Genomic DNA, 15,389 nt, shown 5'->3' with positions numbered 1-15,389 from the left:
AGTCTCATTGATAAGATATGAAACCATCCTTTTTTGCGTTGTTAAGCCACTCTAACATGCTAACGGCTATTGATTAAATTTGCGAAAGTTTTGATGCTATTTTTTGTGGTTTTTATCAAACAGCAATGAGTCAGAATGTTAAACGCGTAATATCAGCTAAATATTTTTGGCAGCTTTTATCCAGAAACAGCGATGCTCTATGACAAAAGCTGCAAAACAAGGGGTAAAACAACCTGTTAGCTTGCAGGGTATGCGTCACAATGCGATAATGAACGATAATTTGTAACCCTGATTTTGAGGTACGGCACGCTTGGCATCATCGCTGAGTGGCATTTGCTGTTCTCTTCTATGCAGTCTATCGGAGTGTTAATGGCTCAATATATTTACACGATGAACAACGTGTCAAAACTTGTTCCCCCTAAGCGTGAAATCTTAAAAAACATCAACCTATCGTTTTTCCCGGGTGCCAAAATCGGTGTCCTCGGTATCAATGGTTCGGGTAAATCAACCTTGCTACGCATTATGGCTGGCGTCGACACTGAGTTCAGTGGTGAAGCACGCGCGCAAGCCGGTACCAAAGTTGGCTATCTGCCGCAGGAACCACAACTTGATGACAGCAAAGACGTGCGCGGTAATGTCGAAGACGGCATGCGCGAAGCATTAGATGCGCTCGCTCGTCTAGATGCCATCTATGCTGAATACGCAGAGCCGGATGCTGATTTTGACAAACTTGCTGAAGAGCAGGGCAAAATGGAAGACATCATCCAGTCATGGGATGCGCATAACCTAAACAACCAGTTAGAAAAAGCTGCCGATGCGCTACGCCTGCCACCATGGGATGCGGACGTTAGCAAATTGTCAGGTGGTGAGAAACGCCGTGTGGCACTATGCCGTCTGCTATTGTCGCGCCCTGATATGCTATTACTTGACGAACCAACCAACCATTTGGACGCCGAGTCTGTTGCATGGCTAGAGCAGTTCTTGCAGAACTACAGCGGTACTATCGTTGCCATTACCCATGATCGCTATTTCTTGGATAATGTTGCTCAGTGGATTTTGGAGCTTGACCGTGGCCATGGCTACCCGTATGAAGGCAACTATACTGAGTGGCTCGAGCAAAAGAACAATCGTCTAGAACAGCAGAATAAGCAGGAAGAATCCTTTGCTAAAGCCTTGAAAAAAGAGCTTGAGTGGATTCGTAAAAATCAAAAAGGCCAACAGGCTAAGTCTAAATCTCGAGTACAGCGTTTTGAAGAGCTGAACTCAACTGAGTTCCAAAAACGTAACGAGACCTCTGAGATTTATATTCCACCTGGTCCACGTTTGGGTAACAAGGTAATCGAAGTCAATGACATCTCCAAATCATTTGGCGATCGTTTACTGTATGAAAACCTAAGCTTCAACGTCCCAGCGGGCGCGATCGTTGGTATCATCGGTCCAAATGGTGCGGGTAAAACCACACTATTTAACATGATTACTGAGCGTGATACGCCAGATACTGGTTCGGTTGATTTGGGTGAAAGTGTCAAGGTTGCTTATGTCGGTCAGGTGCGTGATCACTTAGATGACAACAAAACCGTGTGGGAAGAAGTCTCTGACGGCCTTGATATTATTACCGTTGGTGATTACACCACGCCAAGCCGTGCCTATATCGGACGTTTCAACTTCAAAGGTTCAGACCAGCAAAAACACGTTGGTCAATTATCAGGTGGTGAGCGTAACCGTTTGCAATTGGCGAAGACGCTGAAGCAAGGCGCAAACGTATTGCTCCTCGATGAACCATCAAACGATTTGGATATCGAAACCTTACGTGCCCTAGAGGATGCGATTCAAGTATTCCCAGGTACAGTAATGGTCGTCTCGCATGATCGCTGGTTCCTTGACCGTATCGCGACTCATATCTTGGCATTCGAAGAAGAAGGCCCAGTGTGGTTCGACGGTAACTATACTGAGTTTGAAGCCTATCGCAAGAAGACCATGGGTGATGACGCCAGTCCTAAGCGTGCCAAGTATAAGAAAATTACCAACTAATACCGCCGTTTGGTATATTGGAAGTTCATAAAAAAAGACCGCTAATGATTAGCGGTCTTTTTTTAGGTAAGCATTTTTTAATTGTACCGGTGATGGTATTTATTCATCAATAATTGGAGATTTCGATTAAATTGCCATCAGGGTCACGAAAGTAAAATGACATAATTGCCCCTTGCGCACCTGTTCGCGGTACAGGACCTTCTAGCACGTCAACACCTTGCCCACGCACATGGGTCATGGCATCGGCTAAGGGCGTGGTGGTGATAAAGCACAAATCGGCGCTACCTGCTTTGATATTCTGTGCTTTGGGCTCAAACTCATTGCCCAGCTCATGCAGGTTGATTTTTTGTTGACCATACATCAAGGCGACACGTCCTGCACCAAAATGCACTTCGGTCATGCCTAGCACCTTGGTATAAAAATCAATGGTATGCTGTAGATTTTTAACGGTTAAAACAAAATGGTCAAGCCTTAGTATGTCCATGGCATCTTCCTTAGGTATTATTGAAATTAAAGCACTTTATACGAGCGTGATTTATGACAACAAAAGCACCCCAGCAAGCAACGATAGAACAGTTGTATCACACCCACCCGCTACTAAAGACGATCACAGCGACCAAGCCGCTATGCTGGTTTAACCCCAAGTGGCAGCCTTTTGCAGAAGTGGCGCACACTTTACCGCTTGGCCCAGAGCAGATAACGGACGCCGCTGATCGTTTGCAGCGGTTTGCTCCCTATATTTCCACCGTATTTCCTGAGACGGCGGCGAGCGATGGCATCATCGAATCGCCACTGATCGCTATCCCGCGAATGCAGCAAGCGCTACAACCCTTTTATGGTCATCCGATGTCTGGGCGCTTACTGCTAAAATGCGACAGCCACCTGCCGATCTCAGGCTCGATTAAAGCGCGCGGCGGGGTCTATGAAGTACTCAAATATGCAGAGTCAGTCGCGATTGATTCAGGTCTGTTAACCCTAGAAGACAACTATCAAAAACTCGATAGCGCTATCTGCAAAGCGGTCTTTGCCACACACAGTATCGTGGTCGGCTCAACGGGCAATCTTGGTTTGAGCATCGGTATCATGGGCGCGCAGCTTGGTTTTCAAGTGACCGTGCATATGTCTGCGGACGCCCGTCAATGGAAAAAAGACTTGCTGCGAGAAAAAGGTGTCCACGTTGTCGAGCATCAAGATGACTATAGCAAAGCTGTTGAACAAGGGCGAGCAGAGGCTGAGCAAAAACTGCGCTGCCATTTTATCGATGATGAAAACTCCCAAGATCTATTCCTTGGTTATAGCGTTGCCGCTGAACGACTAAAACAACAGCTGGATGATCAAGGCATTTATGTGAGTGCCGAGAAGCCGTTATTCGTTTATCTACCGTGCGGCGTTGGCGGTGGTCCTGGCGGCGTGGCCTTTGGTTTAAAGCACATTTTTGGCGATCATGTGCATTGTTTCTTCGCTGAGCCTACCCATTCTCCTGCCATGCTGGTCGGTATGTACACGGGTTTGCATGATAGCGTGAGTGTGCAGGACTTTGGTATCGATAATAAAACCTGTGCCGATGGTCTGGCGGTCGGTCGTCCATCTGCCTTTGTCGGTCAGGTGATGGAGTCACTACTCAGCGGTATATACACGGTGGCGGATGACGATCTATACCGCTTGCTGGCCTTGATGCATGACAGTGAAAATATCGACCTTGAACCTTCCGCATTAGCAGGCGTACCTGGTATTTCCAAAGTAATCACTGAAGGTACAGCATATCTGGAGCGCCACAAGTTAACGGATAAGCTTGACCAAGCGGTGCATATCGTTTGGGCAACGGGCGGCAATATGGTGCCCAGTGCAGAGCACTTTAATTACTATCAAAAAGGAAAAAACCTGCTATAAGACTGTTTAAATAGCCAGACAAGCTGAGACGTCATGCGTTTATTCTTCACAGACAAATAGTAGATTTTCTTTGAAAATCATTGAACAATAGCCGCCTAGAAGCTGGTCACTACCGTCACCCCAGGTACAGTATTGTGCTCCATAGACATCAGCGCCTCGATGGACTCTGCTAAGCTGATTTCGCGGCCCAATAGCTTTTCGGGCGCAAGCTTGCCTGTGGCAATCATCGATAGCATGGCATCATAACGAAACGCCTGCATCCCGTGGCTGCCAATGATTTCTAACTCATTAGCAATGACCCGGTCCATCGGGATGGGCGGTGTCGCTTGCTCAGCCAGCAAGAGGCCGACTTGGACATGCTTACCGCGTTTTTTTAGACTTTTAATCGAGTTGATATAAGTGGTCGGATGACCCAGCGCGTCTAAAGATACGTGCGCCCCGCCCTTGGTCAGCTCCAAAATCGCTTCGGGTACACTCGCCACGGTATTGGCATTGATGGTGGCATAAGCGCCTAACGCTTTGGCCAGTGCCAGCTTGTCATCGGCGATATCTACCGCAATCACATTGGCACCTAAGCTGTTGGCAATCATAATGGCAGACAAGCCAACGCCGCCACAGCCATGTACCGCGAGCCATTGACCCGCGCTGACTTTCCCTTGATCCACCACCGCTCGAAATGAGGTCACAAAACGGCAACCAAGGCTGGCGGCGGTGGTAAAGTCAATGGTCTCAGGCAGATGGACTAAGTTGACATCGGCATGATGGATAACTACGTATTCTGCGAACGAGCCCCAATCGGTAAAGCCCGGTTGGGTTTGGTTACCGCACACTTGATGGTTGCCAGAGTAGCACTCATGACAGCTGCCGCAGCCACTCACAAACGGCACGGTGACGCGATCCCCTACCTTAAATCGCGTGACATTACGGCCAACTTCGGCAATGACACCAGCAAACTCATGACCGGGTACATGTGGCAGCTCGATATCAGGATCATGTCCCATCCATCCATGCCAGTCACTACGGCACACGCCTGTTGCTTCAACCTTAATCACCACATCATCAGCCTCTGGCGTGGGATCTGCCACCTGCATCAGTTTGGGTGTGACACCAAAATTTTCATAAACAACCGCTTTCATAAACCCTCTCTTTTTCTATAACAAGGCATGGCATTTATTCTACTTAGATAAGCCAAACAGTATCAGCAACTACGCGATTTTTCTGCCTGTCCATTATCAATATACGGTAGTCAGTATCATGACCTTGGGATGATGTGACGCACTGCTTCATAAAAGTAGTTGATCAAAGATACTTTACCAATAATTGTAACTACTTTTGTTGAGACTGACTACGCTTGTATATGATTTTGCTTGTCAGTGCATTGCATTTTGCATGTTGGCTCTATTTATGGAAGAAGGTAGCGAAAAAAAGACCGCTAATCATTAGCGGTCTTTTTTTTGGCTTAATTGCTTAAAAGTCATGACTAACGATTAACGCTTACGGCCAAATTTACGCTGCTTTTTATTACTAATCTCAGTAATGGCGTGAGTGATTTCTTCTTCGTTTAAACTGGCGACTTGCTGCAAGATTTGCATCATATCAGGCGTCAGCACGTATTTGGCATGACTGGCGATATCATTGATACGGTGGTCAAAGGTCAATATACCCGTTTCATCATCTTTTTGTAGATAGTCAAGACGAGTCAAAGCGCTGATAAAGCTAGTAAACAATGCGCGATCAAAGAAGTCAGGAATATCATCCGCATACAGTACAGACAAGCGCTGGCCAAGCAGATGGCACAGGTCAACGACCTCGCTCTCGGTCAAATTACCAGAACCCTGCTGAGCGAGTAGGGCAAGCGTCATAAAATAACGCTCAAGGCTTTGTCCAACGGGTGTCGCCAGTACTTGTAGCTGTTGATAGCACTTGCTATTAGATTCAGGAACACTAAGCGTGTCATCACCCAACTCAACGATCAACCCATGAGACAGTAAGCTATCGACTTTTTTGTTGAGCGTCTCAGCCAAGCCATGCGCTGGATAGTATAAGAATAGCTCACCTTGCAAGAACGGGTATAACTGCTCAGCGATACTATCTAGGCGACTGCGTTTGATACGTCCGTTACGTGCCACTAGCGCTGATAAGAAAGACAGCAAGATAAAGACGTGTAGAATGTTATTGCGGAAATAGCTGAGCAATGCTGCTTGCTTGCCAGCGACCTGAATGATATCGCCCAAGATGTGCGGCGTACGCTCTATCAATTTCAGCTTAATACCATAATCAATGATTTCTTGCGGCGTCATATCCGTGATGACAGTGTCATCTGCATAAGGAAGCTGCTGCGCTAGCCCTTGGTACAAAGCGATTTGCTCACGGCAGCTGTTTTCATCCAGTGCCGCTTTAGGTGCGGATAGTAGCACCAATGATAGCAGCGACACAGGCGTTATCACAGCAGCTTTGTTAATGTGCTGCATGACTTTTACACCGATGTTATCGACCATGGCACTGGCTTTTTCATCGAGTGGGGAGTCGGTGCGATCAGAGGGCAAGCTGTTGGCTGGGACATCGAATTTTGTCATAAAATCGCTGAGATGCAGCGGTGTACCAAAACTCAGATGTACATTACCAAAAATACGCTCAATTTTACGACCCACTTTGAGCAGCCCAATCAACGATTCTGACTCTTTTGGTTTGCCCTTTAACTCACCAATATAAGTGCCGCCTTCCATAATACGCTCATAACCGATATAGGTTGGGATAAACACCACAGGCTTATTGGTTTGGCGTAACTGGCTATGTACAGTCATCGCCAGCATACCCATCTTGGGTGGTAGCAGGCGACCTGAGCGTGAGCGACCACCCTCAATGAAGTACTCGATCGGCGTGTTGCGCGTGATAAGGGTGTGCATATATTCGCGCAATACGGCAGTATAAAGGGCATTGCCACGGAAGCTACGACGAATATAAAAAGCGACAGCACCTCGCAATAACGGACCCAATACAGGTACATCTAAATTGTCACCTGCCGCAATGTAAGGAATGCTCAAGCCGCGCTTGTAGATGACATAAGACAACAATAGATAATCGACATGACTGCGATGGCACGGCACATAAATCAGTTCGTAATCGGTTGCCAGATCGCGTACACGCTCAAAATGATGGACTTCGACGCCATCATATAATTGCGTCCATAACCACGTTAGAAACTTATAAAACCCACGAATAATCGAATGAGAATAGTCATTGACCATCTCGTTGGCGTATCCTCGCGCTTGACTACGAGCGTCGCGTACGCTGGTGCCTTTTTCCGCAGCTTCCAGCTCTATTGCGTGCTTAATCGCTGGCGAGTAGACCAGTTTATCAACCAAATTGCGTCTATCTGACAAATCAGGGCCCAGCATACTGGCGCGCTGCTTGTCTAAGTAGATCGTCAGTTGTTGCTGCAACATCCGCACGAGTTCACGATTGCCATCAGCCGCCGCCACGAGCGTATAGCTGGGTGATATTTCAGCATCAGTTTTGACATCATTATCCGTCATTGCTGACTCAGTATCTTGCGTATCTATAGTAGCTGAGCTTTTAGAAACTAAATCTTCAGAAATTGAGTCAAAAACATTAGGGCCCGCGCTTTCACCTTTGAGGCTATCATTGATGATAGTACGCAAATCTTGGGGTGGGTGAAACTGTACAAAGGTATCACGGCCCATCACGCCGATATTAAATAACTGCTTGCTGATACTTGGGTCCTGCCAATTGTCAGCGGTTAATAGTTTAAATAGCGAGTCTTCTTTTTCAGGGGCGCGTCCCCACAGGATGGATACGGGTACTAAGCGGACCTTTAGCTCTGGATATTGCAAGACAGCAGAGACTAGACGAGAAAGGCGCGGAGACAACTGATTGTCTTTGGCATGTGGGTGATTCAAAAATATGATGGCTGCGTTTTCTTTGATATTGTGAGCCGCGTCATTGACCCCAACCAATGCAGGCGGCAAGTTATGCTCTTGCGTTTGCAAATCGATCAAAATACTGTTGGAGCGAGAATAATCCTGTAACACATAAAACCTGAGTACCTGATCGTCGCTATCAAAATCAGGCAATTCACCCAGTAGTTTTGGTTTGACAGCAACGTCGAGTAGCTGCCCCGATAACTTACGATACAGCTGATTGATCGGAGCATTGGAATATGGCTTGGTGACGATTGGACCCGCGTCAGTTTCAGAAGTGCGGTCAGTGCTGACTGGCGCTTTAAAAATCCGTTTTTTTAGGAACTTCGGTATCATAATCAGTATCAAAAATAGTCAAATATGTTGCGCTTATGATGCCATAAAAGCCACCAAAGCGATATATAGTGTCTGTATATACTGCTAATATTAATACTATCGGGTTACTCACTAGTAAGCGAGCAATGATATAAAACGGTCAAGTATTTGAAAGTTACGATATTTGGCGTAATAATATATTGACGCCATGTCTATCTAATCCGTATGACGCCCATTCTTTAGTTCTATTTTATTAAGCCAAAATATTATGACACCAGCTATCGATCTTGCCAAAAAACGCGATCTTGATTACCGCATACACGAATACACGCATGACAGTCATGCTGCCTCTTTTGGTTTAGAAGCCGCAGAAAAGCTTGGCGTGGCAGTAACGCAAGTGTTCAAAACTTTGGTGGTGTCGACCGATACTGGCGACCTTGCGGTTGCGATATTGCCAGTAGATAAAACCCTCAATTTTAAAAAAATGGCCAAAGCCTTATCTGCCAATAAATTGCTGTCCTGTAAAAAAGTACAAATGGCAGATCCCAAGCAAGTCGAGCGGAGTACCGGTTATGTGTTGGGCGGCGTCAGTCCACTGGGGCAAAAAAAGCGCCTAAAAACAGTCATAGATAGTAGTGCCCAAGATCAGACAACGGTCTATGTCAGTGGCGGTCGTCGCGGCTTAGAGATTGAGTTGCCACCAGCGCAATTAGCCAACACACTTGATGCGCATTTTAGTGCGATTACTGACGAATAATATGCATAAAGGTTTTACGGTGGCTAAAGATACCGCGTAAACTTATCAGCCAGATTATCTATTACTTTTTATACAAGGATATACCCATGCCGCATTTAACCATTCAAGCCACGCCCAACGTCAGTATCCCTCACGAAGAATCATTGCTAAAGTCGCTCAACAAAGCACTGTGGGATAGTGGCCAATTTGGTCAACCAACGGATATTAAATCACGTATCTTACCTATCGAGACATTTTTGGTGGGTGTCGAAGATGATGAGCAAGCAAATGGTTTTATCTATGCCAATCTAAAACTGATGAGCGGTCGCGATATAGAGATTCAAAACCAGTTGGCTGAGCTACTGGTTGCTACCATCGAAGAAAAGATCGCAGATGAACAATCAGGTCGCGCGGCACTGCAAATATGCGTAGAAGTCGAAGAGATTAGTGCGGTCTATCATAAGAAGATGCTGGGTAGTTAATGTTCAACGCTCTAAACTCTTCCAAAGCGACTTATTCTAGTTTGAAGGTTTTATTTTGAATGTTATAGTTTAAAGGCTGTCGTTTGAAGGCTGTCGTTTGAAGGCGTGAGAAATCTATGGTTAAGCGGGCTTGCATAAGGATTCGCTGGCATACTTTGGTAGTATCATGACCTCAACTTTATAGCCAGCAGTTTTGCCATGAGTGGCCATGAGATTACGTGCGATACGCAAACGGTATTTTCCTGTTGCGGGCAAGCAGCCTTGATAAATGATACCGCCTTTGGTGCCATCTTGGGTACCATTTGGCATATGCAATACACCGACATTGGCAGTCTCGGGCGTGCCTGCAAGTGGCGAAATGTTAATCACCGCATATTGTGAACTGCCCGCCTGAAAGTGATACCACCGCTCATTTTCATGAGCGTTTAACTTGCCAGTGACGACGCTAGTAATGGCGCCTTTGGCAAAGTGTAAAGGGATGTCGCTACTTTGGGCAGCTGCACTGCTCATGCCAATACTGACAAGTGTGGTACTAATCACCAATGCTCGCATATATCGAGCAGCTAAAGACGCGTTTTTATGGTTAGGTAAAATCATTATGTGCTCCTAAATTGCAGATTGCTTTTGATAGTTTTTAATCATAATACGGTCAGTTAAACACAAAAAAGCGCCTAAATAATAGGCGCTTTTTTATAGATTATTGATGCAATCTTAGTCTAAGAAGGCAAAGTGTTCGATGTCCATATCTGTCATGCTATTGCTTGGTGCGACCATGGCTTCAGCATGTCCAGAGGTGCGTGGTAGCAGCTTGTCAAAGTAGAATTCAGCTGTTTGAATTTTCGCTTTGTAGAATTCTGGTGCTTCTGTACCACCATTTTCAAGCTTGTCATAAGCCACTGCTGCCATACGAGCCCAATGGTAACCCATCATCACGTAACCTGAGTACATCAAGAAGTCATCTGACGCTGCTGAGATGATTTCACGATCTTTACGTGCCATCAGCATCAAGCGTACCGTCAAGGTGTTCCACTCAGCACATAGTTTGGTCAGTGCCCAAACAAATTTACGCATTTCTTTATCGAGTGCGTACTCGCCACACCATTTCATGATGCTTGAAGTGTAGTCACGAATAATCTTACCTTTAGACTGTAAGATAACCTTACGACCTAGTAGATCAAGTGCCTGTACGCCAGTAGTACCTTCGTACATCGTCGCAATACGAGCATCACGAGCGATCATCTCCATGCCCCATTCTTTGATATAGCCGTGACCACCATAGACTTGCTGACCATGCTTGGCAGCTTCGATACCTAGCTCAGTTAAGAAGCCTTTTAGGATTGGCGTGTAAAAGCCTAGCTTGTCATCCCATTTTTCGAATTCTTCATCATCGCCATTGACGATACCCTGTACCATTTTATCAGCGTAGCGTGCCGAATGATAAATCATTGAGCGGCCGCCTTCGGCAAAGGCTTTTTGTGTCAGTAGCATACGGCGTACATCAGCATGATGGATGATCGCATCAGCTACTTTTTCAGGGTCTTTAGTACCTGATAACGTACGCATTGAGCGGCGCTCTTTAGCATATGGCAGTGCATTTTGGAAAGACAATTCAGTATGCGCCAGACCTTGGATACCCGTACCGATACGAGCCGTGTTCATGAATGTGAACATGGCTTTTAAGCCTTTGTGCGGTTCGCCGATTAGGTAGCCGACTGCGCCATCAAAGTTCAATACACACGTCGATGATGCGCTGATGCCCATTTTGTGCTCGATTGAACCACAAACTACGGCATTGCGCTCGCCAGCTTCACCTTCAGCGTTTGGCGTGAACTTAGGTACGATAAATAGTGATATACCGCGCGTGCCTTCTGGTGCATTTGGTAGGCGTGCTAGAACGATATGGACGATGTTATCTGTTAAGTCATGCTCACCGCTTGAGATAAAGATTTTGGTACCGCTGATTTTATAGGTGCCGTCATCTTGTGGAATGGCTTTTGATTTAACTTGACCCAAATCCGTACCACACTGTGGCTCAGTCAAACACATGGTACCTGCCCACGAGCCTTCGACCAACTTAGGTAAATACAGTGCTTTTTGCTCATCTGTACCGTACTGAAGCAATGTGTTGATACAACCTGTTGATAGACCAGGATACATCGACCATGACCAGTTAGCAGTACCGATCATCTCAGATTTGATAAGGTTGATTGACGTTGGCAGATTCATACCACCGAATTCTTCAGGGTATGAAATACCTTGCCAGCCGCCTTCTACAAACTGGTCATAAGCCTCTTTGAAGCCTTTTGGCGTGGTCACGACGCCATCTTCGAAATGACAGCCTTCTTCACCACCTGATTGATAGAGCGGGGCAATGACGTTTTCAGCAAAATCAGCCATACCTTGTAGAATCATGTCTACAGTTTCAGGATCAGCGTTTTCGCCGTTGTCTAAGCTTTTATAATGCGTCTGATAGTCAAATACATCATTAATCAAAAATTTGATATCACGTAAGGGGGCTTTGTAAGTTAACATAATCGCTCTCTTTGGTTAGTTCGCTATCATAGACTTATGGCGCAATATTTGAGTCACAACTTATGTAAGCGATATTTACTTATTTTGGATGAGCTAGACGTTATATTAGTCATCAAGTGAATTATTAGTGGACAGCTTTCCAGTGTATTAGTTATTAGAACGCCTTTAGTGGCGGATAGCTGTTATGGCGTTGATATGATTATAAATCTTAAACAGCGACAAATATACAACTAATAACTATTATTCATGATTAATTATGTTATTAATTCATTTTAGTTTGTATAGGTAAATTGTATCTTCGCTTGAAATTATTCTATAAAAGGCTATGTAGACTTATCTAAATTCAAAGAGAAATGGACTTATCAAATAGGAAAAGCCATTTATGAGCACCTCAAAAAAGCAACAGCGAACCCCTTGGTTGAGCACATTGTTAACTCGTATTAAGAGGTTAATCGATGGTGAGCTGAATCATTTACTCACAGTCAATCGTAGTCATCGACCATGGCATATGCCTATCATCGCGGCGATTGCGATTAGCTTCCCAGTGTTTGTAGGGGCTTATTTTGGTGACTTGTCTTCAGGTATCAAAGCCTCGCTAGGCTCAATGATTATCTTAAACCTACCATTTGCAGGCGGGCTACCACACCGTCTAGTGACGGTCATGGCTTGGGGGTTTGCCATGATACTCAGCTTTGCGCTGGGTTTGATGGCGCAGCAATTGCCTATACTCAGGCTGCCTGTCTTTATGCTTGTTGCGCTTAGCGTGGTGATGTTGGGTCGTTATTATAAGCAACCACCACCAGCAGGGTTGTTTGTGTTGATGGCTGGTGCAATCGCGCTGTTTATTCCTGTCCCGTTAGATCGAGTGCTCTCAGCGATAGGGCTTGTGTTATTAGGTAGCGGGTCTTCGATGTTGCTGGCGCTACTGTATACACTGTTTTTGCTCGCCACACGTCCTATTGCCCCTGCGCCTAGTTATCATTATGAGCCAGATATGATCAGTGATAGCCTCATTGTCGTAGGTTTCATTAGTCTGGCGTTGGTAATAGCAGTTTTGTTAGACATGCCTTATCCATATTGGGTCGCCATGAGCTGCTTTATCATTATTCAAGGCATACAGCTACGAACCATGTGGATCAAGCAATTGCATCGTATATTGGGTACGTTAGTTGGTATGGTGGTCGCAAGTTGGATGCTGTCTTGGGGGCTGTCGATGTGGGGTGTCGCCGTGGCTATATTATCAATGATGTTATTGATAGAGTCGTTTGTCGACCGACATTATGGGCTGGCGGTGATTTTTATTACGCCGTTGACGATATTTATCGCGGAGTATGGCAGCACGATGCCGGTGCCGCCAGTGGCAGGAGATGTCATCCATACGCGCATGATTGATACGGCGCTCGGTTGTGTGATTGGTCTGAGTGGTGGTTTGGCCATCCACTCTACAAGATTGCGTGTACCACTGCGGCGTTTGGAGAATTGGCTGCTGCTGCGCTTTAGTGAATAAAAAGCAGCAGTTTAATGCTGCTGATTAAGAGTTCCATTAAGTATTTTGACTCAAGGCGGCTGTCGCTTTTGCGACGTCGATCGTATGATTAGTCCAGCGCTCAAAACTCAATGCCGCTTGTCCGATGAGCATGCCGTAACCTTCAGACGTTTTGGCATCACGCGCCGCGAAATGCTGCAAAAAGGGTAGGTCGCGCCCATACATCATGTCATAAGCGTATTGGCAGTATAGATTATCATCCAGCGGCAGTGTATCGCCTGATAAGCCGATGGAGGTGGCATTGATAATAATATCAAAGTCGCCGCTCAAGTCACCAGTGGCACAGGTCTGAATCTGCTGCGCTGCAATGACTGAGCTTGCTGCGCTCAGCTCGTCTACCAAATCTGCCGCTTTACTCACTGTGCGATTGGCGATAGTCAGTGAGCCAATACCTGCTTGCATCAGCGGTAGTATGACACCGCGCGCCGCACCGCCTGCGCCAATAAGGGCAACGCGAGCACCGTCTAGTGGCCAACCTAAGCTTATTATGTGATTGACGAGCCCTTGTCCGTCCGTATTATCGCCGTATATGGCCTCTTTTATCGACGCGCCTTTTTGTAGTAGCGTCTTATTTATCATAAGGGTATTGACCGCGCCTGCTGTTTTGGCATGTTCTGATAAGCCGCCGCGCGCCGCACAGCAGTCATAAGCGACTTGCTTAAAAGGTACGGTCACGTTAGCACCCACACCACCACCATGAAAAAACGCCTCAACGACCGCTGTAAAACTGGCAGCATCGTCAGGACAGTACTGGCGCTGGTAGAGAATATCAATACCCGCCTGTAACGCAAATTGCTCATGAATTTCAGGGGATTTGCTGTGGGCAATCGGATTGCCAATAACGATGAAGTGTTGGGTCATAAAGGGTCCATTGGCTAAAAGAGGCAAGACATCATCAAAAATGCATCGCTTACGGCCATTTATCATAAGCGATAAAATGATGATTGACAAACCAATGGCTCACTTCATAAGCCTTGTATCGGGTAGGGTTTGATGAGTGATATCTTTAACAAATATGTACCCTCTGGGAGCGTTATGCGTAACCTAAAAGGTAGTCAAGCGCCGAGCAGTTGGGTAAACTATCGATTATATGTTAATTAGTATAATATGCTCTAATGACTGTTAGGTTATAACTTTTATTAAATACATTCTTTATTAAAAAACCCTTTGTTATCGGTGGCTTCTGGGCCAGCTCGTTAATATTCTTTTAAGATCAATCTAAAAGTGTGAGTAAATTATCCATGTGGAATCGTAACCTTCAGACTCTTCTAGTCGGTACAATAATGGCAGTTAGTGTGACGCTTGGCGGCTGTGATAGCACCAAAGAGGATGCTCAAAATCCAGAGACAAACGCTGAGAGTAGCGAGCAGACCGTGACGGATACCCCTGTACAGGATAGTGCTGGAGATAATCCTGATCTAGATGGCGCGACCGCCCAACAAGGTACACCAGTAAAATACGATGTCTCGGCATGGGGCGCTGACAAGGTAGAGCCGCTTAGCACCGATGAGTTAGATAGTATCAAGTCAGCATTTGGTAAAGCAGTAAGTACGGATGAAAATAGCCTAGACTATGCCAGTAATCCTGCCACCAAATATCGTTTTATGAAGACGGACGCGCCTTATCTGGATATCATCGACTCCGAAAAATACCTTGAGCTTGGCTGGTATTATGCCAATCCGACCGATTCTGATAAAGAAAAAGCGTTGAGCCAAGACCATGCCAAAAAAGCCTACCAGCTGTCGCGCCGACTGATGGGTGATGAGGGTGGCAAAATGGTCGCTGATATGCTCAGTAACCAAATCATCAAAAACAGAGTCATTGGTGGGCAAAAAGTAGAACTGGCAAAATGTGAGTTTTATAGCTGTATGCTAGTCATCAATAAATCCGCTGCCCAAACAGACAATAGCTAAGCG

Annotated in this window: 12 protein-coding genes; 6 read left to right on the top strand and 6 right to left on the bottom strand. The window is 45.9% G+C overall.

Translation table 11 applies throughout. The features are described 5' to 3' along the window. The first annotated feature begins 369 nt into the window (after nucleotides 1-369). Nucleotides 370-2,031, top strand: coding sequence for an energy-dependent translational throttle protein EttA (ettA, locus tag JMX83_RS09005; protein WP_201600844.1), 1,662 nt, complete (start codon nucleotides 370-372; stop codon nucleotides 2,029-2,031). Between the two features lie 106 nt (nucleotides 2,032-2,137). Here the strand turns inward: ettA and JMX83_RS09000 are convergent, their stop codons facing one another. Further along, entirely contained in the window at nucleotides 2,138-2,515 is a 378-nt protein-coding gene (locus JMX83_RS09000) for a VOC family protein (RefSeq protein ID WP_201600841.1), read from the bottom strand. A gap of 53 nt (nucleotides 2,516-2,568) precedes the next feature. Here JMX83_RS09000 and JMX83_RS08995 point away from each other — a divergent pair, with 53 nt between their 5' ends. Then, nucleotides 2,569-3,921 carry a D-serine ammonia-lyase gene (locus JMX83_RS08995; RefSeq protein ID WP_201600839.1) on the top strand — a complete coding sequence of 451 codons (1,353 nt, stop codon included), beginning with the start codon at nucleotides 2,569-2,571 and terminating at the stop codon, nucleotides 3,919-3,921. 95 nt (nucleotides 3,922-4,016) lie between these two features. Here JMX83_RS08995 and JMX83_RS08990 read toward each other — a convergent pair whose 3' ends face one another. Continuing rightward, nucleotides 4,017-5,057 carry a zinc-dependent alcohol dehydrogenase family protein gene (locus tag JMX83_RS08990; RefSeq protein ID WP_201600837.1) on the bottom strand — a complete coding sequence of 347 codons (1,041 nt, stop codon included), beginning with the start codon at nucleotides 5,055-5,057 and terminating at the stop codon, nucleotides 4,017-4,019. A gap of 351 nt (nucleotides 5,058-5,408) precedes the next feature. Continuing rightward, complete coding sequence (plsB, locus tag JMX83_RS08985; protein ID WP_201600835.1) at nucleotides 5,409-8,198, bottom strand: glycerol-3-phosphate 1-O-acyltransferase PlsB; 2,790 nt, start codon at nucleotides 8,196-8,198, stop codon at nucleotides 5,409-5,411. Between the two features lie 247 nt (nucleotides 8,199-8,445). Here plsB and ybaK point away from each other — a divergent pair, with 247 nt between their 5' ends. Both ybaK and JMX83_RS08975 read left to right on the top strand, forming a co-directional pair. Further along, entirely contained in the window at nucleotides 8,446-8,934 is a 489-nt protein-coding gene (gene ybaK, locus JMX83_RS08980; RefSeq protein ID WP_201600833.1) for a Cys-tRNA(Pro) deacylase, read from the top strand. Between the two features lie 86 nt (nucleotides 8,935-9,020). After that, complete coding sequence (locus tag JMX83_RS08975; protein WP_201600831.1) at nucleotides 9,021-9,395, top strand: 5-carboxymethyl-2-hydroxymuconate Delta-isomerase; 375 nt, start codon at nucleotides 9,021-9,023, stop codon at nucleotides 9,393-9,395. A gap of 120 nt (nucleotides 9,396-9,515) precedes the next feature. Here JMX83_RS08975 and JMX83_RS08970 read toward each other — a convergent pair whose 3' ends face one another. Both JMX83_RS08970 and JMX83_RS08965 read right to left on the bottom strand, forming a co-directional pair. Further along, a complete protein-coding gene (locus JMX83_RS08970) occupies nucleotides 9,516-9,992 on the bottom strand; it encodes a hypothetical protein (RefSeq protein ID WP_201600829.1) in 477 nt (158 codons plus the stop codon). A 114-nt stretch (nucleotides 9,993-10,106) separates the two neighbouring features. After that, complete coding sequence (locus JMX83_RS08965; protein WP_201600826.1) at nucleotides 10,107-11,927, bottom strand: acyl-CoA dehydrogenase C-terminal domain-containing protein; 1,821 nt, start codon at nucleotides 11,925-11,927, stop codon at nucleotides 10,107-10,109. A 382-nt stretch (nucleotides 11,928-12,309) separates the two neighbouring features. On the opposite strand from JMX83_RS08965, the gene JMX83_RS08960 reads away from it, so the two are divergent. Then, nucleotides 12,310-13,434, top strand: a complete 1,125-nt coding sequence (locus JMX83_RS08960) for an FUSC family protein (RefSeq protein WP_201600824.1) — start codon at nucleotides 12,310-12,312, stop codon at nucleotides 13,432-13,434. 36 nt (nucleotides 13,435-13,470) lie between these two features. Here JMX83_RS08960 and aroE read toward each other — a convergent pair whose 3' ends face one another. Next, on the bottom strand, nucleotides 13,471-14,334 hold the full coding sequence (aroE, locus tag JMX83_RS08955) for a shikimate dehydrogenase (RefSeq protein ID WP_201600822.1): 864 nt from the start codon (nucleotides 14,332-14,334) through the stop codon (nucleotides 13,471-13,473). A 365-nt stretch (nucleotides 14,335-14,699) separates the two neighbouring features. On the opposite strand from aroE, the gene JMX83_RS08950 reads away from it, so the two are divergent. Beyond that, a complete protein-coding gene (locus JMX83_RS08950; protein WP_320157662.1) occupies nucleotides 14,700-15,386 on the top strand; it encodes a hypothetical protein in 687 nt (228 codons plus the stop codon). Nucleotides 15,387-15,389 lie beyond the last annotated feature (3 nt).

The organism is Psychrobacter piscatorii (genome assembly GCF_904846415.1).
GTDB classification, from domain to species: Bacteria; Pseudomonadota; Gammaproteobacteria; order Pseudomonadales; family Moraxellaceae; genus Psychrobacter; species Psychrobacter piscatorii.
This window is presented reverse-complemented; position numbering and strand designations above follow the sequence as displayed.